At 69.9% G+C, this 26034-nt stretch carries 22 protein-coding genes; 14 read left to right on the top strand and 8 right to left on the bottom strand.

Features of this window, described 5'->3' with window-relative positions; genetic code table 11:
- Nucleotides 1–29: 29 nt before the first annotated feature.
- On the bottom strand, nucleotides 30–1055 hold the full coding sequence (locus LBN7_RS12585) for a LacI family DNA-binding transcriptional regulator (RefSeq protein WP_116633886.1): 1026 nt from the start codon (nucleotides 1053–1055) through the stop codon (nucleotides 30–32).
- 191 nt (nucleotides 1056–1246) lie between these two features.
- Between LBN7_RS12585 and LBN7_RS12580 the strand changes: the two genes are divergently transcribed.
- From LBN7_RS12580 to LBN7_RS12565, 4 genes are all read left to right on the top strand, one after another.
- Nucleotides 1247–2542 carry an ABC transporter substrate-binding protein gene (locus LBN7_RS12580; RefSeq protein WP_407359823.1) on the top strand — a complete coding sequence of 432 codons (1296 nt, stop codon included), beginning with the start codon at nucleotides 1247–1249 and terminating at the stop codon, nucleotides 2540–2542.
- A gap of 67 nt (nucleotides 2543–2609) precedes the next feature.
- On the top strand, nucleotides 2610–3515 hold the full coding sequence (locus LBN7_RS12575; protein WP_116633884.1) for a carbohydrate ABC transporter permease: 906 nt from the start codon (nucleotides 2610–2612) through the stop codon (nucleotides 3513–3515).
- A gap of 4 nt (nucleotides 3516–3519) precedes the next feature.
- Complete coding sequence (locus tag LBN7_RS12570; protein ID WP_341947453.1) at nucleotides 3520–4410, top strand: carbohydrate ABC transporter permease; 891 nt, start codon at nucleotides 3520–3522, stop codon at nucleotides 4408–4410.
- Nucleotides 4407–6275: a glycoside hydrolase family 127 protein gene (locus tag LBN7_RS12565; protein WP_407359822.1), complete on the top strand. Its 1869-nt coding sequence runs from the start codon at nucleotides 4407–4409 to the stop codon at nucleotides 6273–6275. The genes LBN7_RS12570 and LBN7_RS12565 overlap by 4 nt, the downstream gene beginning before the upstream one ends.
- Before the next feature lie 88 nt (nucleotides 6276–6363).
- On the opposite strand, the gene LBN7_RS12560 is transcribed toward LBN7_RS12565, so the two are convergent.
- Nucleotides 6364–7623: an FAD-binding protein gene (locus LBN7_RS12560; protein ID WP_407359821.1), complete on the bottom strand. Its 1260-nt coding sequence runs from the start codon at nucleotides 7621–7623 to the stop codon at nucleotides 6364–6366.
- Between the two features lie 78 nt (nucleotides 7624–7701).
- Between LBN7_RS12560 and LBN7_RS12555 the strand changes: the two genes are divergently transcribed.
- The 5 genes from LBN7_RS12555 (at nucleotide 7702) to LBN7_RS12535 (ending at nucleotide 13614) form a co-directional block, all read left to right on the top strand.
- Nucleotides 7702–8748: a LacI family DNA-binding transcriptional regulator gene (locus LBN7_RS12555; RefSeq protein WP_407359820.1), complete on the top strand. Its 1047-nt coding sequence runs from the start codon at nucleotides 7702–7704 to the stop codon at nucleotides 8746–8748.
- 93 nt (nucleotides 8749–8841) lie between these two features.
- A complete protein-coding gene (locus tag LBN7_RS12550; RefSeq protein WP_407359819.1) occupies nucleotides 8842–10179 on the top strand; it encodes a substrate-binding domain-containing protein in 1338 nt (445 codons plus the stop codon).
- Nucleotides 10176–11123 carry a carbohydrate ABC transporter permease gene (locus tag LBN7_RS12545; RefSeq protein ID WP_207769887.1) on the top strand — a complete coding sequence of 316 codons (948 nt, stop codon included), beginning with the start codon at nucleotides 10176–10178 and terminating at the stop codon, nucleotides 11121–11123. Before LBN7_RS12550 ends, LBN7_RS12545 begins: the two co-directional genes overlap by 4 nt.
- Complete coding sequence (locus LBN7_RS12540) at nucleotides 11123–12040, top strand: carbohydrate ABC transporter permease (protein ID WP_407359818.1); 918 nt, start codon at nucleotides 11123–11125, stop codon at nucleotides 12038–12040. The genes LBN7_RS12545 and LBN7_RS12540 overlap by 1 nt, the downstream gene beginning before the upstream one ends.
- Before the next feature lie 38 nt (nucleotides 12041–12078).
- Complete coding sequence (locus LBN7_RS12535; RefSeq protein ID WP_407359817.1) at nucleotides 12079–13614, top strand: alpha-N-arabinofuranosidase; 1536 nt, start codon at nucleotides 12079–12081, stop codon at nucleotides 13612–13614.
- Between the two features lie 102 nt (nucleotides 13615–13716).
- Here the strand turns inward: LBN7_RS12535 and LBN7_RS12530 are convergent, their stop codons facing one another.
- Nucleotides 13717–15918: a hypothetical protein gene (locus LBN7_RS12530; protein ID WP_407359816.1), complete on the bottom strand. Its 2202-nt coding sequence runs from the start codon at nucleotides 15916–15918 to the stop codon at nucleotides 13717–13719.
- 290 nt (nucleotides 15919–16208) lie between these two features.
- Between LBN7_RS12530 and LBN7_RS12525 the strand changes: the two genes are divergently transcribed.
- Entirely contained in the window at nucleotides 16209–16634 is a 426-nt protein-coding gene (locus tag LBN7_RS12525; protein WP_407359815.1) for an META domain-containing protein, read from the top strand.
- A 19-nt stretch (nucleotides 16635–16653) separates the two neighbouring features.
- On the opposite strand, the gene LBN7_RS12520 is transcribed toward LBN7_RS12525, so the two are convergent.
- From LBN7_RS12520 to LBN7_RS12500, 5 genes are all read right to left on the bottom strand, one after another.
- Nucleotides 16654–17844, bottom strand: coding sequence for a bifunctional 2-methylcitrate synthase/citrate synthase (locus LBN7_RS12520; protein ID WP_341947444.1), 1191 nt, complete (start codon nucleotides 17842–17844; stop codon nucleotides 16654–16656).
- Nucleotides 17845–17920: 76 nt separating this feature from the next.
- Nucleotides 17921–18829: a methylisocitrate lyase gene (gene prpB, locus LBN7_RS12515; RefSeq protein ID WP_341947442.1), complete on the bottom strand. Its 909-nt coding sequence runs from the start codon at nucleotides 18827–18829 to the stop codon at nucleotides 17921–17923.
- A gap of 94 nt (nucleotides 18830–18923) precedes the next feature.
- Nucleotides 18924–20450: an MmgE/PrpD family protein gene (locus LBN7_RS12510; RefSeq protein WP_407359814.1), complete on the bottom strand. Its 1527-nt coding sequence runs from the start codon at nucleotides 20448–20450 to the stop codon at nucleotides 18924–18926.
- Nucleotides 20447–21106, bottom strand: a complete 660-nt coding sequence (locus LBN7_RS12505; protein WP_407359813.1) for a GntR family transcriptional regulator — start codon at nucleotides 21104–21106, stop codon at nucleotides 20447–20449. Before LBN7_RS12505 ends, LBN7_RS12510 begins: the two co-directional genes overlap by 4 nt.
- A gap of 129 nt (nucleotides 21107–21235) precedes the next feature.
- Nucleotides 21236–22213 carry an EamA family transporter gene (locus LBN7_RS12500; RefSeq protein ID WP_407359812.1) on the bottom strand — a complete coding sequence of 326 codons (978 nt, stop codon included), beginning with the start codon at nucleotides 22211–22213 and terminating at the stop codon, nucleotides 21236–21238.
- 39 nt (nucleotides 22214–22252) lie between these two features.
- Here LBN7_RS12500 and LBN7_RS12495 point away from each other — a divergent pair, with 39 nt between their 5' ends.
- The 4 genes from LBN7_RS12495 (at nucleotide 22253) to LBN7_RS12480 (ending at nucleotide 26029) form a co-directional block, all read left to right on the top strand.
- Entirely contained in the window at nucleotides 22253–22789 is a 537-nt protein-coding gene (locus LBN7_RS12495; protein ID WP_407359811.1) for a CGNR zinc finger domain-containing protein, read from the top strand.
- Between the two features lie 211 nt (nucleotides 22790–23000).
- Nucleotides 23001–23576: a glucose-6-phosphate isomerase family protein gene (locus LBN7_RS12490; RefSeq protein WP_341947437.1), complete on the top strand. Its 576-nt coding sequence runs from the start codon at nucleotides 23001–23003 to the stop codon at nucleotides 23574–23576.
- Between the two features lie 9 nt (nucleotides 23577–23585).
- Nucleotides 23586–25076, top strand: coding sequence for a xylulokinase (xylB, locus tag LBN7_RS12485; RefSeq protein WP_407359810.1), 1491 nt, complete (start codon nucleotides 23586–23588; stop codon nucleotides 25074–25076).
- Complete coding sequence (locus LBN7_RS12480; RefSeq protein ID WP_407359809.1) at nucleotides 25052–26029, top strand: phosphoglycerate dehydrogenase; 978 nt, start codon at nucleotides 25052–25054, stop codon at nucleotides 26027–26029. The genes xylB and LBN7_RS12480 overlap by 25 nt, the downstream gene beginning before the upstream one ends.
- The last annotated feature ends 5 nt before the right edge of the window (nucleotides 26030–26034 follow it).

Raw genomic sequence — 26034 nt, 5'->3', positions numbered from 1 at the left:
GGGTGCCTCTCGGCGCCTTCGCCCCCGGGCTACCGCCGGGCGATGGTCGAGCCGCGGATCACCAGGCGCACGGGCAGGTGGTGCGAGCCCTCGCCGATGTCGACGCCGTCGATCGCATCGAACACGCGCTGAGCGGCCTGTCGCCCGAGCTGCTGCAGGTTCGCGTCGATGCTGGTGAGCTCGGGGCGGGCGTTGGTCGCGAGCACCTCCCAGTTGTCGTAGCCGATCACGGCGAGGTCGTCGGGCACCGAGCGTCCGAGGTCGCGCGCCGAGTCGAGCACGCCGCGCGCGATCTGATCGGAGCCGCAGAACACCGCGTCGATGTCGGGATGCCGCTGCAGGAGCATCGCGGCGGCGTCTCTGCCCCAGTGCTCGGTCCACTCCGAGAACATCGGCTCTCCGACGAGCTCGAGTCCGGCCTCGCCGAGCGCGGCCCGTGCGCCCGCGAGACGATCCTGGGCCGCGGCATACGAGGGGTCCCCCGAGATGTGGGCGATGCGCCGGCGCCCGCACGCGAGCAGGTGCTCGATCGCGAGGCGCCCGCCGGCGTAGTTGTCGGGGGTGAGCGACAGATCACGCGGGTCATCCGACGGCGCGTACGCGTAGACGACCGGCACGGGAAGGTCCTGTCCGAGCGACGGGCGCGGGTCGGTCTGGCGTCCGACCACGATGATGCCGTCGACCCTGCGGCTGAGGAGCTCCTTCAGGTGATGCTGCTCGCGGATCGCGTCGCCGCGGGCGTCGCACAGGAACACGTTGATGCGGCCGGCGCCGAAGGCATCCTCCGCCCCCATCAGGATCGGGATCATGAAGCGGCCCTCGAGGTCGCTCGTGAGCAGGCCCACGGTGCCGGTGCGGCCGGCCAGCAGCCCCCGCGCCATCGCGTTCGGCGTGAAGGAGAGCTCGTCGGCGACCGCGAGCACACGGGCTCGCGTCGCCGCGGCGACATCCCCGCGGTCGTTGAGCGCCTTGGATGCCGTCGCGATCGACACGCCAGCGAGACGGGCCACATCGCTGAGCGTCGCCGCCTTGCCCACGGATTCGCCGTTTGCCATCTCGCCCCCTGAACCGCACTGAACCGAACGTTGCTGAAAGGTTATCGGAGCAGTCCTTGACCGCTGCGCCACATTCACGATATACCTTTTCGAAAGCGGTTTCGGAGATTTTCGAACTCGCCCGCCAACGCAAGTCAGCGCCGTCGCCCGACGACAGCATCCGCTCACCGAAGAGTCCTGGAGGCCATCCCATGCACACCACCCGACGCCGTGCGCTCCGACGCACCGTCACCGCCCTCGCGGCGACCGCCCTGCTCGCCGCCCCTCTCGCCGCCTGCGCATCCGGCGGCGAAGCCGCGTCCGACGAGCCGATCACCGCCGAAGGCGTCGACGACGGGTCGACCCTGACCCTCTGGACGCGCGCACCCATCGAGCGGCAGGCCAAGCTGCTCGTCGACGCGTACAACGAGTCGCACGAGAACCAGGTCGAGCTCACGGTCGTCCCGAACGACGACTACGTCGCCAAGGTCGGCGCGGCCGCCGGCTCCGGAGGACTCCCCGACCTCTTCGCCGCCGACATCGTCTACGTGCCCAACTGGGCGCAGCAGGGACTCTTCGCCGACATCTCCGAGCAGATCGACGGCCTCGACTTCAAGGACGACATCAACCAGGGCCACCTCTCCGCCGGCACGGTCGACGACAAGGAGTACGTGCTGCCGTTCGCCCTCGACCTCTCGATGCTGTTCTGGAACAAGGAGCTGTTCGCCGAGGCCGGACTCGACCCCGAGAAGGCTCCGGCCACGCTCGCGGAGTTCTCCGAGGCGGCGCAGGCCGTGCAGGCCCTGAACAAGCCCGACACCTACGGCACCGCCACGGGCCTGAACTGCGGCGGATGCCTCGTCTTCACGTGGTTCCCCTCGGTCTGGGCATCCGGCGAAGAGGTCATGACCGACGACGGCGCCGAGGCGCTGCTCGACGGCGACGCCGCGCAGGCCGTGTACGACACCTGGGCGGAACTCGAGAAGGCCGGAGCCGTGCTGCCCAGCTCCACCGACGAGGCCGGTCCCACCTGGACCGCGGCATTCAGCGAGGGCAAGGTCGGCGTCATGCCGTTCCCGGCCACGCTGCTGCCGTCTCTCGAGTTCGACGCGGGAGTCGCCGGCATCCCCGGTGTCGACGGCGGCGTCTCCACGTTCGTGGGCGGTGACGGCATCGGAATCTCGAAGGACTCGAAGCAGTCCGCGCAGGCCTGGAACTTCCTCAACTGGATGATGTCCGAGGAGGCCCAGGTCGAGGTGCTCGCCAAGGACGGCAACGCCGTCTCCCGCGGCGATCTCGCCGACAACGAGTACGCGGCCGCCGACCCGCGCCTGGTCACGATCAACGAGGTCGCAGCACAGGGCAGCACACCCGTCGCCCTGAACTTCCAGCAGGCGTTCAACGCACCGGGCAGCCCGTGGCTCGCGCTGGTGCGCAACCGGGTCCTGAACGGCGAAGACGCCGTCGAGGCCGACAACGAGGAGATCACCGCGATCCTCTCGCAGTGACCTCCGGTGGGGCGGCGCACGACCGCGCCGCCCCACCGCCCGCTCGCCCCAATCGAAAGAGACTGAGATGACCTCGACCGCATCCCCGCTGCGCCGCCGCCGCGTGCGCACCGGTTTCGGCGGGCCCGTGCAGGGCTGGCTCTACGCCGCACCGACCGCGATCTTCGTGGCCCTGCTGTTCGTGGTGCCGCTGGTGCTCGTGCTGCAGATGTCCGGGTCCGACTGGCCGCTGCTCAGCGGCAACCGCGGCCCGAACTTCCCCGAGAACTACGTGGATGCCGTCAGCCACCGGCTCTTCTGGGACAGCATCCGCTTCACCCTGCTGTACACCCTGATCACGACCGTGATCCTGATCGGCCTGGGCCTCGGACTCGCCCTCCTCGTACAGGAGTCGACCCGGTGGAAGGGCCTCCTGCGCACGGCCTTCCTCATCCCGAGCGCCCTCGGCCTGGCCTCCGCGTCTCTGCTGTTCTACGTGCTCTACTCCCCCATCGCCGGCCCCTTCGCCGGCCTGATGAAGTCGTGGGGCATCACGTTCCTCGGCACCCCCGACGGCGCCCTCTGGTCGACGATCTTCCTCATCGTGTGGCGCTTCGCCGGCTTCTACATGCTGCTGATGCTCGTGGGCCTGCAGGGCATCCCGGACGACATCTACGAAGCAGCGCGCATCGACGGCTCGAGCCGCTGGCAGACGTTCCGCTACATCACGGTGCCCCTCCTCAAGCCGACCTTCGCGCTCACCACCGTCATGTGCGTGACCGGCTCCCTGCTCGCGTTCGAGCAGTTCTACATCCTCACCAAGGGCGGCCCCGACAACAGCACCATGACGGTCGTGCAGCTCATCTACAACGTGGCCTTCCAGGGCCAGAACAGCCTCGGCATCGCCGGCGCCCTCTCGGTGATCGTGCTGCTCGCGCTCATCGTCATCAACGTCTTCCAGTTGCGCGCCTTCCGGCGTCCGGATGAGAGCTGAAGCCATGTCCCAGACACTCACGCGCACGATCGTCGCCCCGAACCATCAGCCCGCCGCTCCGCGGTACCGCTCGAGAGCGGCGCGCATCGTCTTCGGCATCCCCTACTGGGTGTTCACGACCGCCCTCGCGGTGATCTTCCTCTATCCGCTCATCTGGACCGGCGTCTCCTCGCTCAGCCCGGTGGCCGGCACGAGCCAGACCGACGGCTGGGGCTTCGGCAACTACATCGCCCTCGCCGACTACCAGGCGGGCATCTGGGTGTACCTCGGCAACTCGCTGTTCGTCTCGGTGCTCACGGTCGCCCTCACCCTGTTCATCTCGCTGCTGGGCGGCTATGCCTTCGCCCGGTTCTCGTTCCCCGGCAAGAACGCGCTGTTCCTGGTGACGCTCGCGATCCTCATGGTGCCGTATGCGACCCTGCTGATCCCGCTCTACGTGATCCTCAACGCGGTCGGCCTGCAGAACTCGCTCGTGGGCGTCGCGCTCGTGATCACGATGTTCCAGCTGCCGTTCTCGATGTTCATGATGCGGATCTCGTTCGAGTCGATCCCGCGCGAGATGGACGAGGCCGCCATGGTCGACGGATGCTCCAGTTGGGGCGCCCTGTGGCGGGTGCTGCTGCCGGCGGTCAAGCCGGGACTCGTGACCGTCGGACTCTTCGCCTTCCTCACGGCGTGGAACGACTTCATGGCCCCGCTGATCCTCATCAACGACTCCAACCGGATGACGCTGCCGCTCGCGGTCGCGAACCTCCGCGGGCAGGTGCAGGGCGTGGTCGACTACGGCGCGACCGAGGCCGGGGTGGTCGTTCTGGCGCTCCCCTGCATCCTTCTCTTCCTGATCCTCCAACGACACTACGTGCGCGGCTTCATGTCCGGCGCCTTCAAGGGATGACCATGTACGACATCACTGCACCGGCGGCGCCGGTGGTCCCCACGCGCGGTCGCCTGCGCCCGCTCGGCGTCTCCGAGGTGCGCATCACCGGAGGGTTCTGGGGCGAGCGCCAGGAGATCAACGGCGCGGCGACGCTCGACCACATCGCCTCTCGTCTCGAGTCCGAGGGCTGGCTGCCGAACTTCGATCTCGCCGCCGCCGGCACGCTGCCCGCGGGACGTCGGGGCCGGGAGTTCGCCGACTCCGAGGTCTACAAGTACCTCGAGGCGCTCGCCTGGGAGATCGGACGGACGGATGCCGCGCCAGACGCCGCGCTCGAGCAGCGGTTCCGGTCGGTCGTGGCACGCGTCGCGGCCGCGCAGGAGGCCGACGGCTACCTGAACACGCGGTTCGGTCGCCCCGGCCAGGGCGACCGCTGGTCGGACCTGGAGTGGGGGCATGAGCTGTACTGCCTCGGGCACCTCTTCCAGGCGGCGGTCGCCCGGCACCGCACCCGCCCCGACGCCGACGACGGACTGATCGAGATCGCGCGACGCGCGGCAGAGCTGGTCATCCGCGAGTTCGGGCCCGCCGGACGCGACGCGATCTGCGGCCATGCCGAGGTCGAGGTCGGTCTCGCGGAGCTCGGACGGGCGCTCGGCGAGCAGCGCTTCATCGATCAGGCCGCCTTGTTCGTCGAGCGGCACGGACGCGGGACCCTCGCCGAGATCGAGTGGGGGCAGGAGTACTTCCAGGACGACGTGCCGGTGCGCGAGGCCGAGGCGCTGCGCGGGCACGCCGTGCGGGCGAACTACCTCGCCTCCGGGGCGACCGACGTCGCCGTGGAGCTCTCCGACGACGGTCTGCTCGATGCCCTGCGCGCCCAGTGGCACCGCACGACGGAACGCCGCACCTACGTGACCGGGGGACAGGGCTCGCACCACCAGGACGAGGCGTTCGGCGCCGACTGGGAGCTGCCGAGCGATCGCGCCTACTCCGAGACCTGCGCCGGCGTGGGGTCGATCATGTTCTCGTGGCGCCTGCTGCTCGCGACGGGCGGGACGCAGCACGCCGACCTCATCGAGCGCACGCTGTTCAACGTCGTCGCCACCTCGCCCGCTCCCGACGGACGCGCGTTCTACTACGCCAACACGCTCCACCAGCGGATGCCGGGGGTCGAGGCCGATCCCGATGGCACGTCGAAACGGGCATCGTCCTCGCTGCGCGCACCCTGGTTCGAGGTCTCGTGCTGCCCGCCCAACGTGGCGCGCACGTTCGCGAGCCTCGCCGCCTACCTCGCGACCTCAGACGCCGAGGGCGTGCAGCTGCACCAGTACGCGCCGGCATCCGTGCGCACGACGCTCCCCGACGGGAGGGTCGTCGCGCTCGACGTCGAGACGGGCTACCCGGTCGACGGCGGCATCCGCGTGTCGATCGCAGAGGATGCCGAGTTCACCCTGACGCTGCGGGTGCCGGCGTGGGCCGAGGGGGCGACGGTGCGCGTGGAAGCCGACGGCGAGGTCACGGAGGAGGCGGCCGCTCCCGGCACGGTCGAGGTGCGTCGTCCCTTCCGCGCCGGCGACGTCGTCGAGCTGACCCTGCCGCTGGTCGCCCGGGTGAGCAGCGCCGATCCTCGAGTGGATGCCGTGCGCGGATCCGTCGTCGTCGAGCGCGGCCCCGAGGTGCTCGCACTGGAGTCGATCGACTTCGGTGCCGACATCGTCGACGCGGTCGTCGCCGGGGAGCCGGTCGAATCCGGCGGGCAGGTGCGCCTGCCGCTGCGGCACCGCGCGTCCGGCGAGGTCGCGGATGCCGTGCTGGTGCCGTACCACGACTGGGCGCAGCGCGGCCCGTCGACCATGCGGGTCTGGATCCCGACGAGCTGAGTCGGCACCCCTGGGTCCCTGAGCTTCCACACCCCTGGGTCCCTGAGCCTCCGCACCTCTGGGTCCCTGAGCCTGTCGAAGGGCCGACCTACAGTCCGAGGCGCTCCAGGTACGGGTTCACCAGCCGACGATCGGGGTCGAAGCGCGCGGCGAGCGCCGCGAAGTCGTCGAAGCGCGGGTACCGCGAGCGCACCTCGGCGCCGTCGAACTCGAACACCTTGCCCCAGTGCGGACGGGCCGTCGGCGGCAGCGCCGCCTCGATCGTCGGGAGGAGCGCCCGGACCGCGGCCTCCTCGGGCTTCCACGTGAAGTGGATGCCCACGGCATCCGTCTCGTACGACGAGCTCAGCCAGAGGCTGTCGGCCCGCACCGTGCGGATCTCGTTGACCAGCAGCAGCGGGGCGATCTGGCCGGCGAGCGTGCGCACGGCCTGGATCGCGGCGACGGCGTCGGCGCGCGGCACGAGGTACTCGCTCTGGATCTCGGCCCCGGCCGAGGGCGTGAACTCGAGCTTGAAGTGGGCCAGCCGTTCGGACCAGGGCCCGGGAACGCCCAGCTGGTCGGTGCAGGCGACCGGGTCCACACCGAGGATGGGATGCCGCTTGCTCACGGCGGCCGCGGAGCCGAGACGCTCGAACAGCGACTCGCGCGCAGCCTCGTGCGCCTCGGGCAGCCGCTGCTTCACCCAGATCTGGTCGGCGATGTCGGTCCGCTGCCAGGTCGAGAAGATGCTCACGCTGGTGCCGGCGCCGGTCACGTCGTCGAGGTCGGCGAGGATCGCGTCCCAGTCCGGATGCTCGAACACGTGCTGAGCGACCTCGTAGGTCGGCTCGACGTCGAGGGTCAGGTCGACGACCGCTCCGAGCGCGCCGAGATTCACCACCGCGCCGTCGAAGTCGTCGTCGCCGCGGCGGAGCGTGCGGATCTCCCCCGTCGGCGTGATGATCGTGAGCGCACGCACCGCGCTCGCGAGCGAGCCGATCGCGTCGCCCGAGCCGTGCGTGCCGGTGATGACCGCGCCCGCCACCGAGATGTGCGGGAGCGAGGCGAGGTTCGCGAGCGCGAGCCCCTCCGCCAGCAGACGCGGGGCGATGTCGCCGTAGCGCAGCCCACCCGAGACGCGGACGGCGTCGCGCGCCTGGTTCACCTCGAACACCGCGGGCAGCGCGTCGAGGGCCACGAGCAGGCCGTCGGTGTCGGCGAGGTCGTTGAAGCTGTGGCGTGATCCCAGCATCCGCACCGGACCGCCTTGCGCGAGAAGCGCGGCCAGCTCATCCGTCGACGACGGGTGCTCCACGCGTGATGCGCGATACGTGAGGTTGCCCGCCCAGTTGCGTTCGATGCCCATGGCGCCATGATAGCCACGAACGGCTCGGCTACATCGTTGTACTCCCTCGCCGGAGGCGGTCCCCACTAGGCTGACCGGATGACAGCGACGCCACCGCCACGCGCGACGATGAGAGACGTCGCCGCCCTCGCCGGGGTGTCGATCAAGACCGTCTCCAACGTCGTCACCGGCACCGTGGCCGTGCGCGAGGAGACGCGCGCCAAGGTCGAATCCGCGATGACGCAGCTCGACTTCGTCCCGAACCTCAGCGCACGCGGGCTCCGCAAGGGGCGGTCCGGCATCATCGCCGTCGCCCTCCCCGATCTCGCGACCGCGTTCTCGGCCGAGCTGCTGCACCGCATCGTCGAGGCCGCACACGATCGCGGCCTGGCCGTGCAGATCGAGGAGACCGCGTCGGTGCCCGAGCGCGAGAAGGAGCTCGTCTCGCGCGCCAGGGCGCACCTCGTCGACGGGCTGATCCTCAACCCCATCCGCCTCGAGGACAGCGTCATCAAGTACTCCGATCGTCTGCCGCCCCTCGTCGTGATCGGCGAGGTCGAGCAGAACAGGACCGACCACGTGCGCATCGACAGCCGGATGGCGGCCGCGGATGCCACGCGACACGTGCTCTCGCGCGGCGCCAGGCGGATCGCGGTGGTCGGCGCCGACGACGACCCGTCCGTCGCGACGGCGACGAGTCGACTGCGCCTCGAGGGCGTGCACGACGCGCTGCGCGAAGCCGGCATCCCGCGGGACCCGGCGCTCGAGGTCAACCGGCTGCCCTGGTCGATGTCGGGTGGAGCGGATGCCGCGCGCACGCTGCTCGCCCGCGGAGTCGCGTTCGACGCGATCGTGGCCTTCACCGACTCCCTCGCCCTCGGGGCGCTGCACACCCTGCACGATCACGGCATCCGCGTTCCCGACGACGTGATCGTCACGGGCTTCGACGACGTCGAGTTCTCGAAGTACACGTCGCCGGCGCTCACCTCGGTGGCCTTCGACCGTCGCGCGTTCGCCGAGGCCGCGCTCGGTCTGCTCGAGTCGCGCATGGACGACCGCAGCACGCCGCCGCGATCCCTGACGCTGTCGCACCATCTGCTCGAGCGCGCGAGCACCGCCGGACGCCCCGCGGGCTACCGCCCCTGACTCCCGCGTGCGAATCGTCCGAACTGCTTCTTGCGCGTCGATTACATCGATGTAATGATGAGTCGTCCACCCACCGGTCACGAAGGAGTGACGATGACGCCCCCACTCGATCTGTCCCGCAGGCAGTTCCTGACCGCCGCCTCGGTGGCCGCCGGCACGGCTCTGCTCGCCGGCTGCGCACCCGGCGCGGTCCCCGGCTCGGGAACCCAGACCCTGCAGTTCTGGCACCTGCTCTCCGGAGGCGACGGTGTCACCATGTCGCAGCTGCTCGATGACGTGAACGGCGCGCAGAGCGCGTTCCGCATCCGCCCCACCGTGCTCGCCTGGGGCACGCCGTACTACACGAAGCTCGCGATGGCGGGAGCCGGCGGTCGCGCACCCGACGTCGCGATCATGCACGCCACCCGCACCGTCGGCTGGGCGCCGGGCGGGCTACTCGACCGCTGGGATGTCGACAAGCTCGCCTCTCTCGGCATCGACAGCTCGACCTTCCCGAAGCCGATCTGGGAGAAGGGCTTCGTCGGCGAGGGCATGTACAGCATCGCGCTCGACGCCCACCCGTTCGTGATGATGTTCAACACCGAGATCTGCGATGCGGCCGGAGTGCTCGACAGCGACGGGAAGCTCCAGGAGACCTCCTCGCCCGAGGAGTTCCTCGACCAGCTGCGCGAAGTGGGCGGCCAGGCCGAGGGCCACGCGCTGTCCTACGGCTACCTCGGCGACGGCGCGCAGATGTGGCGCCTGTTCTACACGTTCTACTCGCAGCACGGCGGCGCCATCGAGCTCCCGCCCGGCGGCCCTGCCGTGATCGACAAAGACGTCGCCGTCGAGTCGCTGTCACTGATGCGCACCCTCCTCGACGGCGAGATCGCCCTCGCGCAGGCCGACTACGGCAGCGCGGTCGCCGAGTTCGCGACCGGCAAGAGCGGCATGCTCTTCACCGGCGTCTGGGAGCTGCGCACCATGCAGGCGGCGTCGCTGCCCTTCGACGCGACCATGATCCCCACCCTGTTCGGCACTCCGGCCGTCTACGCCGACTCGCACTCCTTCGTGCTCCCGCATCAGACGAACGCCGACCCCGTCCGCCGCGACCTGACCTATCAGTTCGTCGCCGACATGCTGAAGGGATCCTTCGGGTGGGCCGAGGCCGGGCACATCCCGGCCTTCCTGCCGGTCACGGAGTCCCCCGACTACGACGACCTCATCCCGCAGGCGCACTACGCCGAGGCCGCGCAGCACGTCGTCTACGACCCGACCGCGTGGTTCACCGGATCCGGATCGAACTTCCAGTCCGAGTTCGGCGCCGCCGTGCAGGGTGTGCTCCTCTCGGGCGACGACCCCGCTGCCGCGATCGACCGCTTCGAGGCACGGGTGAACACCCTGCTCCGACAGCCCAACCCGGCTGACCCCGAAGGGACGTTCGGATCATGACGACCGCAACCGATTCCACCCGCACCATCGTCACCGGATCGAAGACCGGAACCCCGCCGCGTCGCGCCGGAGCCCGCAACCGCGAGCAGCTCATCAGCTGGGCGTTCCTCGCCCCGTTCCTGGTCGCGTTCGTCCTGTTCCTCGCCTGGCCCATCGTGCACGGCATCATCCTCAGCTTCACCGACCAGTCCCTCACCGGGGCCGGCGGAGCCTTCGTCGGCTTCGCCAACTACGTCGAGGCGCTCGGCGACCCGAAGATGTGGCAGTCGATGGGGAACACGGTGTGGTTCACGCTGCTCTCCACCGTGCCGCTCGTCGTGATCGCCCTGGTCATGGCGGCACTCGTCGACCGCGGCATCCCCGGCCAATGGCTCTGGCGGCTGTCGTTCTTCATGCCGTTCCTGCTGGCCTCGACCGTGATCTCGCAGATCTGGGTCTGGATCTTCAACCCGCAGGTCGGCGCGGCCAACAACATCCTGGAGTTCTTCGGACTCGAGCCGCTCGCCTGGCTGCAGAACCCCGACACGAACATGCTGTCGATCGTGATCGCCACCGTGTGGTGGACGGTCGGCTTCAACTTCCTGCTGTACCTGGCGGCGATGCAGAACATCCCGCCGCAGCAGTACGAGGCCGCATCCCTCGACGGCGCCGGCGCGTGGCGGCAGTTCTGGTCGATCACGCTCCCCCAGCTGGGACCGGCGACCGTGCTGATCCTGATCCTGCAGATCCTGGCCTCGCTGAAGCTTTTCGATCAGGCGTACCAGATGCTCGGCGGGGTCGCGAGCGACACCACCCGCTCGATCGTCCAGTACATCTACGAGGCCGGATTCGTCAGCTACCGGTTCGGCTACTCGGCCGCCATCTCCTACGTGTTCTTCGCTCTCATCGTCATCCTCGGCGTCGTGCAGGCCCTCATCACGCGCCGCCGGAAGGAGCAGTTCTGATGTCCACCGCCACCGTCACCGCCACCCGTACCGAGGCGATCACCACCGCCGAGACGCGGAAGCCCCGCCGCGCGCACCTGCCCGGCCAGAAGCCGTTCGGGCCGCTGCGCATCACCGCCTTCGTCGTGCTGCTGCTCCTCGCGATCGGCTGGCTGCTGCCCTTCCTGTGGGCGGTCGCCACCGCGTTCAAGACCGAGACGGATGCCGCATCCGGCGACCCCGGCTGGATCGGAGCCGCCGGCCCCACGATCGACGCGTTCACCGCGATCCTGTCGCAGGGCAACGTCTACACCTGGGCGTTCAACAGCCTCTGGACCTCGGTCGCGATCACCCTGATCACGCTGACGATCTCGGCACTGGCCGCGTACGCCTTCTCACGGCTGGACTTCACCGGACGCAAGTGGCTGTTCGTCGTCATCATCGCCTCGATCGTCGTGCCGCCGCAGGTGCTGATCATCCCGCTGTTCTACGAGATGCTCGCGTTCAACCTGATCGACACGTACTGGGGTCTGATCCTGCCGCAGGTCGTGGCCCCCGCGATGGTGTCCATCCTGAAGCGGTTCTTCGACGCGATCCCGATCGAGCTCGAAGACGCCGCCCGCGTCGACGGCGCCGGGCGCCTGCGCATCTTCTGGTCGATCGTGCTGCCGCTGTCGCGTCCGATCATGGCATCCGTCGGCATCTTCGTCTTCATCGCCGCGTGGAACAACTTCCTCTGGCCGTTCCTCGTCATCAACGACACCACGCTGATGACGCTGCCGGTCGGCCTGCAGACCGTGATCAGCGCCTACGGCGTGCAGTACGCCCAGGTCATGGCGCAGGCCGTGCTCGCCGCGCTGCCGTTGATCGTCGTGTTCCTCATCTTCCAGAAGCAGATCGTCAAGGGAGTCGCGACGAGCGGCTTCGGCGGTCAGTAGTCCCCCACCCGGCCACAGAGCCAGACACAAGGAGAGCAATGTCTCAGGCCCGCATCACCATCGACCGCGACTTCACGATCGCCGACGTCCCCCGGAGGCTCTTCGGCTCGTTCGTCGAGCACATGGGGCGCTGCGTCTACACCGGCATCTACGAGCCCGGCCACCCCCAGGCCGACGAGCGCGGATTCCGCCAGGACGTGCTGGCGCTGGTCAAGGAGATGGGACCGACCGTCATCCGCTACCCCGGCGGCAACTTCGTCTCCGGGTACCGGTGGGAAGACGGCGTCGGCCCCGTCGAGGACCGCCCCGTGCGCATCGACGGGGCGTGGCACACGATCGAGACCAACGCGTTCGGCCTGCACGAGTTCATGGACTGGGCGAAGGAGGCCGACGTCGAGGTCATGGAGGCCATCAACCTCGGTACGCGCGGCGTGGAGGAGGCTCGCGCACTCGTCGAGTACGCGAACCACCCCGGTGGCACCTACTGGTCGGACCTGCGCCGGAAGAACGGTGCGGAGCAGCCCTTCGACATCAAGCTCTGGTGCCTCGGCAACGAGCTCGACGGGCCGTGGCAGATCGGCGGCAAGACCGCGACCGAGTACGGCCGCCTCGCCCAGGAGGCGGCGAAGGCCATGCGCCTCGTGGACCCGTCCATCGAGCTCGTCGCGGTCGGCTCGTCGGGCCGCTCGATGCCGACGTTCGGCACCTGGGAGCACACCGTGCTGAGCCACGCGTACGACGAGGTCGACTTCGTCTCGATGCACGCGTACTACCAGGAGCACGACGGCGACGCCGAGTCGTTCCTGGCGGAGTCGGTCGACATGGATGCCTTCATCGAGGGCGTCATCGCGACGGTCGACGCGGTCAAGGCCGCCGGCAAGCACACCAAGCAGGTCGACATCTCGTTCGACGAGTGGAACGTGTGGGACCAGGTCAAGTACAACGACGTCGAAGCCGGGGAGATCGCGAAGGCCGGATGGAAGCAGCATCCGCGCCTGATCGAGGACACGTACAACGTGACGGATGCCGTCGTCGTCGGCACCCTGCTCAACAGCCTGCTGCGGCACGGCGACCGGGTGAAGATCGCCAACCAGGCGCAGCTCGTGAACGTGATCGCCCCGATCCGGTCGGAGGAGGGCGGTGCCGCATGGCGGCAGACGAGCTTCTGGCCGTTCGAGCGCATGGCGCGCCTCGCCAAGGGCCGCATCCTGCGTCTCGCGGTGTCGGCGCCGCAGATCGAGACCACGCGCTACGGCGGAGTCGACGCGGTAGACGCGGCCGCGACCTGGGACGAGACGACCGGACGCCTGGTCGTCTTCGTCGCGAACCGCTCGCTCGATGAGGAGAGCGACCTCACGATCGACCTGCACGGACTCGGCGACCTGCACGTGCGCCAGGCCGAGACCCTCACGATCCCCGAGGGCGGCGACCGCCACACGGCGAACCTCGAGACCGCACCCGACACGGTGCACATGGTTCCGCTCGCACGCGCCGAGGTCGTCGACGGGGCCGTGCGCACGGCTCTCCCGCCGCTGTCCTGGTCGGTCATCGAGCTGGACGTGACCCGCGCCTGACCCCTCCTCGAGAACGAAGAAGCCCGGTATCCTCCGATACCGGGCTTCTTCGTTCTCCGACGACGACCGAGGTCGTGTCGGATCAGGTTCCGATCAGTGCGGTCAGGCCTCGATCGTCCGACGACGACGTGCCATCAGCAGCAGCCCGCCCGAGAGCAGCGCGAGCGCGACGGCCGCGGCACCCATCGGGACGAGTGCGTCCGCACCCGTCGCGGCGAGGTTGCCGTCGCCCGTTCCGCCGCCGCCGCCCGGAGCGACCGCGCCGCCACCCGGTGCCGGCACGCCGAGAACCGAGAACGAGACCAGCGTCGCCGAAGAGACGAAGCCGGAGACGCTCTGCCGCGCGGAGACCGTGTACGAACCGGTCATCAGGACCTCGGGGAAGGTCACGGTCCACGTGCCGCCTGCGACGGTCGTGGTGTAGACGCCGCTCAGCGCCGCGAGGGCACCGGCATCCGCCTTCGCCGCGGGCGCGTCGACGCCGGTGAGCACCACGGTGACCGTGGCTCCGTCGATCCCCGTGCCGGAGAGAGCCGAGGGCCCGCCGTCATGCGGGAAGGCCGAGCCGCCCGCGATCGACGTCACACCCGGGGCGACCGGCACGACCGAGAAGGAGGCCGTGGCCTCCGGGGAGACCTCACCTGCGCTGGCCTGCGTCACGACGACCGTGTGAGCCCCATACCCGAGGTTCAGCCCGTCGACGGTCCAGGTGCCGGTCCCGCCGACCACTGCCGTGCCGAGCGTGTTGCCCTCGCCGTCGACGACCGTGATGTCCGCGGTCGGGAGACCCGTGCCGCTGATCGCCGTGACGGCCGCGGTGAGCGTCGTGCCGCTGGTCGGCGAGGTGATGATCGGCGCGGCGAGCGGAGCAGCCTCCACCTCGACGGCGATGGTCGTCGTGTCCGAGCGGCTGAAGCCGTTCGCCGAGGTCACCGAGATCGAGGCGGCGCCGAGCGCGACCGGACCCGCGAAGGAGAACGCGCCGTTCGAGACCGGGACCTCCTGGTCGCCGCCACCCAGGTTCACGATGACAGAGGTGGCGCCAGGGGCGGTGCCGCTGACGGTCTGGCCGGGGGTGACGCTGGCGCCGTTGGCCGGGCTCGCGATCGCGGGGGCGTCGAGGTCGAGCGCGACCTCGTAGCCACCGGTCTTCGGAAGAGCGGTGGTGAGCGACGCCGCCCAGGTCCACTGCTCGATGCCGGCTCCCGGGTCGGCTTCGGTACCGCCGCTGATGAGGCCCACTGCCGTGGTGCCCTGGATGACCGAGCCGCCGGAGTCTCCGGGGCCGGCGACGGTGTTGCTGGAGAAGCCCTGCACGAAGCGGCCGTCGATGTTCGCCCAGCCGTCGATGATGTCGTCGCCGTCGATCGTGCCGGTCGTGAATCCGGTCGTACGACCGCTCTTCGAGACGGAGCCGGGAACCGCAGAGCCCACGGCCTTGACCGGGAAGGTGCTCGCGGCGAGCGAGTCGAGAGCGGGGCCGGCGGTCGTCCAGTCGGTCACGGAGGGAAGGGGGTTCCAGCCGTTGGCCTCGACGACATCGATCACCGAGATGTCGGTGGCGTTGGTGTCGCCGTTGGAACCTGCGGCGTTGCCCGTGCTGCCGAACTGCGCGAACCCGAAGGTGCCGAGCAGAACGGGAGGGTTCGGCACTTCGAAGCCGGGGCCGCCGACGGCGGGCTCCTGGTTCGGGATGCTCAGCGTCGTGGCCGAGAGCTTGGCGCCCTGGGCGTTGAACGCGCAGTGACCGGCGCTCAGGAAGGCGTCCGATCCGTCGGGTGCGAAGGCAGCGAAGCCGACGGAGCAGGCGGAGACGTTGTCGTCGGGGTGCACGACGAGGTAGCCCTGGCCGCCGACGAAGTCGCCGTCCGCCCAGGCGGTGGGAGCGGCGTCCACCTTCGCGACGACGTCGACCGGGAGGCTCTTCGAGTCGGCGAAGTCCTGGATCTCCTGGTCGCTCGCGGTCGTGGCCTCGGTGACGAGGAACACCCACTCGTCGTTGGCGTTCTGGCCGTAGGCGACCGCGTCGATGTCACTCGCGGCCGCAGCCTCGAAGGTCTCGACGAGCTCGGCCGGCGGCTCCTCCGCGGCAGGCGGCTGCTCTTCCGCAGGAGCCTCGGTCGCGGGCGCCTCGGTCGCGGGGGCCTCCGGCGCCGCGGTCTCCGACGTCGTCGCCGACGGGTCGGCGGGCAGGTCAGCCCCGTCTTCGGCGAAGGCCGGTGCGCTGATGAAGAGCCCCGACAGGGCGATCGTCGCTGCGGCGGTCAACGCCAGTGGGCGCCGTCCTGTCCCTCTGTGCTTCATGTGATGTATGTCCTTGCTGGTCGCGGATCGTCATTCACTCTGGACTGCGGCCTCGTGCTCACGCACGGCCGGTCTGCGTCCCGGACGGGGCGCGAAGTGCGACGCTGGTCCCCCGAGCAGCAGAGTCCCTCGCCGTCATGGCGAGGGATAACCGAAATACTACTCAGCGAACACACAGGAAACCGGCTGCGTTCATGAGGAATTCATAAGGTGGGCGAAAGTGTGCGCGCTTTGTTCCAATGACTGGAGATATCGGCGGGTTCGACGAGGAGGCGGCTAGCATGACGGGCATGAGCCGAACCCGAACACGTTCCCTGGTCGGCCTCGCGGCGCTCGGCCTCCTCGCGCTGGTCGGCACCGGATGCACGTCCGGCGAGTCCGCCGCGCCCACTTCGACCCCGACCGATGCGGCAGCACCGGATGCCGTCGCCTCCGAGGTCGTCGGACTCTGGGGTCAGGACGCGTCGGGTGAGCCGCACCTGGAGTTCACGGCGGACGGCGAGGTGCACGGCAGCGACGGGTGCAACGGCATCACGACGACGTACACGGTCGACGGCGGCCGCATCTCCCTGGCGCCCTTCGCGTCGACCCTGAAGGCGTGCGAGGGAGTCGACGACTGGCTGCGCAGCGTGCGCTCCGCCGAGATCGACGGCGATGTGCTGGTCGCGATGAACGCGGCAGGCACGAGGGTCGGCGAGCTCACCCGCGCGGACTGAGAGCCTCGCTTCGACAGGGTCAGCCGGCGGCTTCCTCCGGACGCTCGAGCACGTCGATCGCCGCGGTGTCGGGCACGTACTCCTCGATGTGGCGCTCATCCGGGCCGTCGTAGGCCGACAGCGGACGGATCAGCGCGTTCGACGACTGCTGCTCGATGATGTGCGCGGTCCAGCCGGTGATGCGAGCGGCGACGAAGAGCGGCGTGAACGTCAGGGTGTCGAACCCGATGAGGTTGTACGCGGGACCCGAGGGGTAGTCGAGGTTCGGGTAGATGCCCTTGCGGGAGACGAACTCGCTCTCCAGCGTCTCGTACAGCTCGGCGACATCCGGCCGGTCGTAGTGCGCGACGAGGGAGTCGAGCGCCGCCTTCATGGTCGGCACCCGCGAGTCGCCGCGCTTGTACACGCGGTGCCCGAAGCCCATGATCTTGCGCTTCTCGGCCAGCGCGGCGTCGAGCCACCCCCCGACCCGGTCGGCGGTGCCGATCTCGTCGAAGATGTGCATGACCGCCTCGTTCGCCCCGCCGTGCAGCGGCCCCTTGAGCGCGCCGATGGCGCCGACGACCGCGGAGTACAGGTCGCTCAGCGTGGAGGTGATCACCCGTGCCGTGAACGTGGAGGCGTTGAAGGAGTGCTCCGCGTAGAGGATCATCGAGCGGTTGAACGCGTCGACGACGGCCGGCTCGGGCTCTTCGCCGAACGTGAGCCAGAGGAAGTTCGCCGCGTAGTCGAGGTCATCGCGCGGTTCGAGCGGCTCCAGGCCCCGGCGACGACGCTGACCGTACGACACGATCGCGGGAAGCGCGGCGAACAGGGTCAGGCTGCGCTCCAGGTTCTCCTCCGGAGTTCCGACCGCGTCGAGGACGTTGGCGATGCCCGCGGTCTCGATGGCGCCGATGACGCTCACCGCCGTGCGCACCTCGTCCATCGGATGCGAGTCCAGCGGCAGCCGGTCGATCGCGTCCTTGACCACCGGCGAGAGCGCGCGGTTCGAGCGCTCGGTGACGCGGAACGCCGCCAGCTCCTCGGCCGTGGGCAGCTCCCCGTTCCAGAGCAGGTACGCGACCGCCTCGAAGGGCTGCGTCGCGGCCAGCTCCTGCACCGGGTATCCCCGGTAGAGCAGGCTGTTCGTCTCGGGATTGACCTTCGAGATCGCGGTCGTGTCGACCACGACCCCCGCGAGGCCCTTCTTGATGTCCGGCTCGGTCATGTCACTCCTTCGTGTGCTTCGACTCGTCGCTTCGCTGCTCGCTCGGCGACCGGGTCGGATGTCCGCTTCGCTTTGCTCAGCGACCGGTGTTGTCGACTGTGAAGTTGAAGACGCCCGAGTCGAAGTGGTTGTACGACTCGTAGTCGATGAGGTCGTAGAGATCGGCGCGGTGCTGCATCTCGCCGAGCTTCGAGGTCAGATGCCCCTCGTCGTTCAGAGTATCCAGTGCACGCCCGGATGCCCCCATCGAGATGCGAAGGAGCGACACAGGCCAGATGACGAGGGCGACCCCGGCGTCGCGCAGCTGGTCCGTGGAGAACAGCTCGCTCTTGCCGAACTCGGTCATGTTCGCGAGGATCGGCACGTCCAGCGCGTTCGCCATCGCCTCGAACTCCGCGAGGGTCCGCATCGCCTCGGGGAACACGGCATCCGCTCCGGCATCCACCAGCGCCTTGGCGCGGTCGATCGCGGCATCCAGTCCCTCGATCGCGCGGATGTCGGTGCGCGCCATGATGAGGAAGTTCTCATCGCGACGCGCGTCCGCGGCGGCGCGGATGCGCTTGATCGCCGTGCTCTCGTCGACGACGCTCTTCCCGTCGAGGTGACCGCAGCGCTTCGGGTTGATCTGGTCCTCGATGTGCGTGCCGGCGAGTCCGGCATCCTCGAGCTCCTGGATCGTGCGGGCGACGTTCATCGGCTCGCCGAATCCGGTGTCGGCATCGACGATCGCGGGGAGCTCCGTCATGCGGGCGATCTGCTTCGCCCGACCGGCGACCTCGGTGAGCGTCGTGAGGCCGATGTCGGGGAGCCCGAGATCGGCGGCGAGCACCGCACCGGAGATGTACACCCCGTCGAAGCCCTTCTGCTCGATGAGCCGGGCGCTCAGCGGGTTGAAGGCTCCCGGGAAGCGAAGCAGTTCGCCGGAGCGGAGCCGCTCCCGGAACAGCCGCCGCTTCTCGGCCGGGGTGGTCGTGGAGTACAGCATCAGAACCTCCGATCACGTGCGCGGGTGGGGTGCTTCGACAGGCTCAGCAACCCACCCTGGGTCCCTGAGCTTGTCGAAGGGTCCGAGGACAGCATCAGAACAGCCCCTTCGGCGCGTCGGCGCCGTCGAGCAGCCCGGCCTTCGCGACGATCGAGAGCTCGCCGACCTCGGCGGCGGCGAGCTCGGGAAGGCGCTGCACGAGCTCGAGGAAGCGCTCGATCTCGGCGGGCTCGAGCACGGGCTCGGCGAGCAGGCGGAACTTCGCGATGTAGTTGTCGCGGGCGAACGGACGGGCGCCGAGCGGGTGCGCGTCGGCGACCGCAATCTCGTCGACCACGGTCGTGCCGTCGGTCAGCTGGAACTCGACGCGTCCGCCGAACGCCTTCACGTCGGGGTCTTCAGAGTGGTACCGGCGGGTCCACTCGGCATCCTCGGCCGTGGTGATCTTGTGCCACAGCTCGACGGTGTCCTCCCGGCCGGCGCGAGACGGGGCGTAGGAGTCGACGTGGTGCCAGCCGCCGTCCTGCAGTGCCACCGCGAAGATGTACGGGATCGAGTGGTCGAGCGTCTCGCGGGACGCCGTCGGGTCGTACTTCTGCGGGTCGTTCGCACCCGAGCCGATCACGTAGTGCGTGTGGTGGCTGGTGTGCAGCACGATCGAGGCGATGTTCGCGGGGTCGCGCAGCGCCGGGTTCTCGGTGCCGAGCTTGCGGGCCAGGTCTATCCACGCCTGCGCCTGGTACTCGGCCGAGTGCTCCTTCGTGTACGAGTCGAGGATCGCGCGCTTCGACTCGCCGGCGGCGGGCAGCGGCACCTCGTACGCGGCATCCTTGCCGTCGAGCATCCAGGCGATCACGCCGTCCTCGCCCTCGTAGATCGGGGCGGGGCTCGTCTGCCCGCGCATCGCCCGGTCGACCGCCTCGACGGCCATCTTGCCCGCGAAGGCCGGGGCGTGCGCCTTCCAGGTCGAGATCTCGCCCTTGCGGCTCTGCCGGGTGGCGGTGGTGGTGTGCAGCCCCTGCCCGACGGCCTGGTAGATCGTCTCGACGTCGAGGCCGAGCAGCGTGCCGATGCCGGCCGCGGCCGACGGGCCGAGGTGGGCGACGTGATCGATCTTGTGCTTGTGCAGGCAGATCGCGCGCACGAGGTCCATCTGGATCTCGTATCCGGTCGCGATGCCGCGCACGAGCGCCCGGCCGTCCTTGCCGGCGTGCTGCGCGACGGCGAGGATCGGCGGTATGTTGTCGCCGGGGTGCGAGTACTCCGCTGCGAGGAACGTGTCGTGGTAGTCGAGCTCGCGCACGGCCACGCCATTGGCCCACGCCGCCCACTCGGGGCTCGTGCGACGGTCGAGGGCGGCACCGAAGAGGTTCGCGCCCACTCCTCCGGTCGAGACCGGGTGGCTGAACGCCTGCGCGCGTGCCGCGTTGATCGGCGCACGGGTGAGGGATGCCGCGGCGACCGACGCGTTGTCGATGATGCGGTTGATGATCATGTCGACGACGTCCTGCTCGACCTCGACCGGGTCGGCCGCGACCTCGGCGATCTTCCAGGCGAGCTGGTCCTCGCGCGCGAGGTTCTCGTCACTGCGGTGGACACGGACGTGGTGGGTGACGGTCATTTCTGTCCTTCGTTCAGGGTCTCGAGGATGCCGGTGAGCGCGTTGTGCAGGTGGACGTGCGTGGCGTGGGCGGCGAGGTCGCCGTCGCGCGCGGCGAGGGCCTCGGCGATCGTCCGGTGCTCGGAGGCGGATGCCGCGAGTCGCGCCGGGTTGTCGCGCGCCATCCGCCGCACCCGCACGAGGTGCGTGCGCACGGTGCGCAGTGCCGAGGCGATGTAGTCGTTGGCGACGGCCGCATCGAGGGCGGCGTCGAAGCGGGCGATGAGGGCGTAGTAGGCGTCGCGCCCCTCGGCGGCGGCGAGGTCGACGTGGGCGAACTCGTCGGCGAGGGCGGCGAAGAGCCGCGCGTCTCCTCTGGTCGCCGCGAGCCGGGCGGAGGTCTCCTCCAGAGCACGGCGGATCTCGAAGAGCGAGCGGATGTCGTCGGCATCCAGGTCCGCGACGACGGTGACCCGCGGCGACTGCTGCACGACGAGGCCGTCGGCGATCAGGCGGCGCAGCGCTTCGCGCATCGGGGTGCGGCTCACGCCGAGGCGCTCCGCCTGCTCGACCTCGCCCAGGACGACGCCCGCTGCGAGGGCTCCGGACTGGATGCCGTCGAGCAGAGCCGCATACGCGCGATCGCTCGCGGACGTGCGCTCGACGGAGAGGGTCATGCCCTCAGTGTATACATAAACGAGCTACTCCCGGGCGCATCTCCCCATTCATGCACCTCTCGTATACATTCGTCTCACTGTCGCGCCGTCGAGAACGCCTGTCGAGCCACCCTCTCGGCGGGGAAGCAGTCAGCGACGCGGCTCCGGCACGGGCTCGACGAACTCCGCCGGCACCGGCTCCCCGAGCTTCACGATCACGACACCCGCCAGCACGAGCACGCCGCCGAGGGCCTGGAGAAGATCGGGCAGCTGTCCGAGCAGGAGCCAGCCGAAGAGCAGCGCAGCCACGACCTCGGCCAGTGCGACGAACGAGGCGAGTCGCGAGCCCAGCATCCGCGTCGAGGCGATGCCGAGCAGATAGGCCAGCGCCGTCGCGAGCACGCCCATCGCCAGCACCGGCACGAACCACGGAACCGTGCCGAAGCGGTAGGCGATGTCGTCGGTGCTCCACGCGATGGGCAGGACGCCGACGGCGCCGGCGACGGTCAGACCGAGCGCCCCGAGCAGCAGGCCGCTCCCGGCGAGCGCGACCGGCGGCAGACCCGTGTCGGCCTTGGCCGAGAGAAGGAAGTAGGTCGCGGCACCGACCATGGCGCCGAGCGCCCACAGGATGCCGGCAGCCTTCACCTCGGCACCGGTCACGATGTCGAGCATGAGCACGAGGCCGACGAACGCGATCAGCGCACCGAGGATGCTGCGTCGGCTCGGCCGCTCCCCGCGGCGGAGCCACAGCCAGAGGATGACGGCGATCGGCGCCGTGTACTCGATGAGCAGCGCGATGCCGACATCCATCACGGCAACAGCCTGGAAGTAGAAGAGCTGCGTGGCCGCCACCGCGAGCAGGCCGTACGCCGCGATCATGCCGAGATTGCGTCGGAGCAGACTCCATCGTCCTCGCAGGGACAGGACCGTCGGGATGAGCAGCACCAGCGCGGCGATCCAGATGCGTGCCGTCACCGCGGCACCGGGCGTCCACCCGGCATCCATGAGACCGCGCGCCCAGCCGCCGGACATGCCGAAGGCGAACGCGGCGCCGATCGCCAGCGGCAGGCCGAGACGCACGCCGGACACGGTCGTGCCGACGCTGTCATTCGCCATAGTGCTCATGGGATGTGACGTTACGCGTCCCCGATGTAAGATGTCAACATGCTCTTCACGAATGACACGGCCGAGGCGCTCCGCTCGGCGGTCTGGCTCGTGAACTCGGCGGAGGACCCGGAGACCCTCGCCGATCTCGACGACTACGCGGCGTTCCTGCGGGAGTTCCCCTACACCGGGCGGCTCGATCTCGACGACGCGGAACTCGCGTCGCTGCAGCAGCTTCGACCGCGTCTGCGCTCGATGCTGCTGGCCCCGCGCGACGACATGGTCGAGCGGGTGAACGCCGCCCTCGACGAGAGCACGCTCACGCCGCACCTCGTGCGGCACGACGGCACCGACTGGCACCTGCACGCCGTCGATGACGAACGACCGCTCGCCGAGCGCGTGCTCATCGAGACGGCGATGGCCCTGATCGACGTCATCCGCACCGACGAGGGGTCGCGCATCACGGTCTGCGACGACGACACCTGCGAGGCTCTCGCCCTCGACCTCTCGCGCAACCGCTCGAAGCGCTACTGCTCGGCGACCTGCGCCAACCGCAACGCCGTCGCCGCGTACCGCGCCCGCCGCGCCGACGCCTGACCCCGCTGACCCGCCTCCCGTCGCGATATGTCAGCCATCCCGGCCGCGGATCCATGAGATATCGCGACCGGAGCTGACAGAGCGGCCACCAGCGCGCGCCGAGACCTGCGCGGATGAGCGATGTGTCCTGGACGCGAACCTGTCATCACAGGTACACTCAACTTGTCATTACAGGTTGCGCAGCGCCGCAGCATCCTCGCAAGGAGCACCGATGCCCGAGTTCCACACCCCGCCGATCTCCCCGATGGCGATCGCCTTCGATGCCGAGAAGCTGACTCTCTCGCCGGAAGGTCCGACGCTCACCCGGCGGATGTCGGACCTCGAAGGGCTCTTCCTCGACGCCGACGCCTGGGCCGCGGCATCCGCTGGCGACGACCCTGTCGTCTACACCGTCGTCAGCTCTCCTGTCCCCGAGATCGACCGCGAGCTCCCCCAGTCGATCACCACGATCATGCCCGGCGACACGTCCGGCGAGCTGTGGATGACCAAGGGGCACCAGCATCCGAACCACCAGGGCGAGATCTACCTCGCGCTGAAGGGACGCGGCGGACTGCTCATGTTCGACGGCGAGCGCACCGAATGGCTCGACATGCTCCCCGGTACCATCGGCTACATCCCGCCGGGGTGGGCGCATCGCTCGGTCAACACCGGCGACGAGCCCTACGCGTTCCTCGCCGTGTATCCGGGCGGCGCCGGCCACGACTACGGCTGGGTGCTCGAGCACGGCATGGGCTCGCGCGCCTACCGTGCGGCCGACGGCGTCGACCTGCGTCCCTACGCGGGATAGGCCGCGGCCATGCTCATCGCGCACGACCTGGGGACCACGGGGAACAAGGCGTCCCTGCATCACGACGACGGCCGACTGGTCGCCGCGGTCACCGTGCCCTACCCGGCGCACTTCGCCGCGGGTGGCATCGCCGAGCAGGAACCGGCCGACTGGTGGAACGCGGTCGTCGCCGCGACCCGCGATCTGCTCGCCCGCACCGAGACGGCCCCTGCCGACATCGCCGGCCTCGTCGTGAGCGGGCAGATGATGGGCGCCGTGCTTCTCGACGCCGACGGAGAGCCGGCGCGTCCGGCGATCATCTGGGCCGACACCCGTGCGGGGGCGCAGCAGCGCGAGCTCGAAGCCGCCCTCGGCGCCGAGCACGCCTACGCGATCCTCGGTCATCGCCTCAACCCGACCTACTCCCTCGAGAAGGTCATGTGGGTGCGCGACCACGAGCCCGAGATCTGGTCGCGCGTGCGCCGCGTCTGCGTCGCCAAGGACTTCATCGTGCTGCGCCTCACCGGGCGCCTGGCGACCGACCGCTCCGATGCCTCGGGAACGAACGCGTACGACCAGCGCACCGGCACCTGGTCCGACGAGGTGCTGCAGGCTGCGCGCCTCGACCCCGCCCTGTTCCCCGAGATCCTCGACTCGACCGCGATCGCCGGCGGACTGACGGATGCCGCGGCCCAGGCGCTCGGCCTGCCTGCCGGCGTCCCCGTGGTCATGGGCGGCGGAGACGGCCCGATGGCCGCCGTCGGCTCCGGCGTGGTCGCACCCGAGGACGGCGCGTACGTCTGCCTCGGCACGTCGTCGTGGATCTCGTTCGCCGCGGATCAGCCGCTGCACGATCCGGCGATGCGCACCTTCACGTTCGACAACGTCGTGCCGGGGTCGTTCGTCCCGACCGCGACGATGCAGGCCGGCGGAGCATCCGTGCAGTGGATCGCCGAAGCCCTCTCCCCCGATGCCGCGCACCCGCAGACCGGTCGGCTCATCGCCGAGGCCTCCGGCGACGTCGACACCGACGACCTCTACTTCCTCCCGTACCTCCTCGGTGAGCGCTCCCCGCTCTGGGACCCCGATGCCCGTGGCGCCTTCGTCGGACTCGCCCGCCATCATCAGCGCGCCCACCTCATGCGCGCGGTGCTCGAGGGCACCGCCTTCAACCTGCTCACGTGCATCCAGGCGTTCCGGGATTCGGGCGCCGTGATCGACCGCATCGATGCGGTCGGCGGCGGAGCGCAGAGCGACGTGTACCTGTCCGTCCTCGCCGATGTCTGGGGTGTGCCGGTGCGCCGACGCACGATCGTCGAAGAGGCGAACAGCCTCGGCGCCGCGGTCACGGGCGCGGTCGGTCTCGGCCTCGCCGACTTCGCCGCGGCGCGCGCGCTGAGCGAGGTGACCGCCGAGTTCACCCCGGATGCCGGGCGTCACGCGGTCTATGTCGAGCGCCACGCCCGCTTCGCCGAGGCCTACTCGGCTCTCGCGCCTTGGTTCGCAGGACGGCCGAGCTGATGGGCGTGATCCTCGTCACCAGCCGCTCGTTCTCGGACGGCGACCTCGACCTCGTCGGTCGGGCGGCACAGGCCGGTCACCGCATCCTGCGCGGTCCCGCCCACCACGACCTCGACGAGCTGCGTCCGCTGCTGCATGGCGCGGATGCCTGGATCGCCGGCACGGGTGCCGTCACCGACGAGCACTTCGACGCGGGGCCGCGCCTCAAGGTCATCGCCCGCTACGGCGTCGGCACGGAGGCCGTCGATCTGGAGGCGGCCCGTCGCCGCGGCATCCCCGTCACCAACACCCCCGGCGCCAATGCGGATGCCGTCGCCGACCACGCCACAGGTCTCATGCTGGCCGCGCTGCGGTCCGTGCCGGACGGCGACCGCCGGGTGCGCGAGGGCGACTGGAGCGTGCGACGCGGACGCGAGCTGGGGGCGGCCGTCGTGGGGATCGTCGGCTTCGGCCGCATCGGCCAGGGCGTGGCGAGGCGCCTGAGCGGCTTCGGGCCGCGCGTCGTCGCCGCCGACCCCTTCCTGTCCGCCGACCTGATCCAGGCGAACGGCGCCGAGCCGATCGACCTCGACGAGCTGTTCCGCGTCGCCGACGTGATCACGCTGCACGCCCCGGGCGGTCAGCTGCTCGTCGACGCCGGACGGCTCGCCCATATGCGACGAGGCACCGTGCTGGTGAACACGGCGCGCGGCGACCTCGTCGACGAGACCGCCGTCGCCGAGGCGCTGCGCGACGGCATCCTGTCCGCCTACGCCGCCGACACGCTCGACGGCGACACCGCCGCCCAGGCCAGCCCTCTGCTCGATCCGGCCCTCGCGGACCGGGTGATCGTGACTCCTCATCTCGGGGCGCAGACCACCCAGGCCGTAGACAACATGGGCTCGATCTCGCTCGACGACGTCCTCGCCGTGCTCAGGGGCGCAGAGCCCGCCCACCCCGTGACCGCCCGCTAGGAGCC

The sequence above is a fragment of the Microbacterium sp. LBN7 genome, assembly GCF_045690345.1.
GTDB lineage: Bacteria > Actinomycetota > Actinomycetes > Actinomycetales > Microbacteriaceae > Microbacterium.
This window is presented reverse-complemented; position numbering and strand designations above follow the sequence as displayed.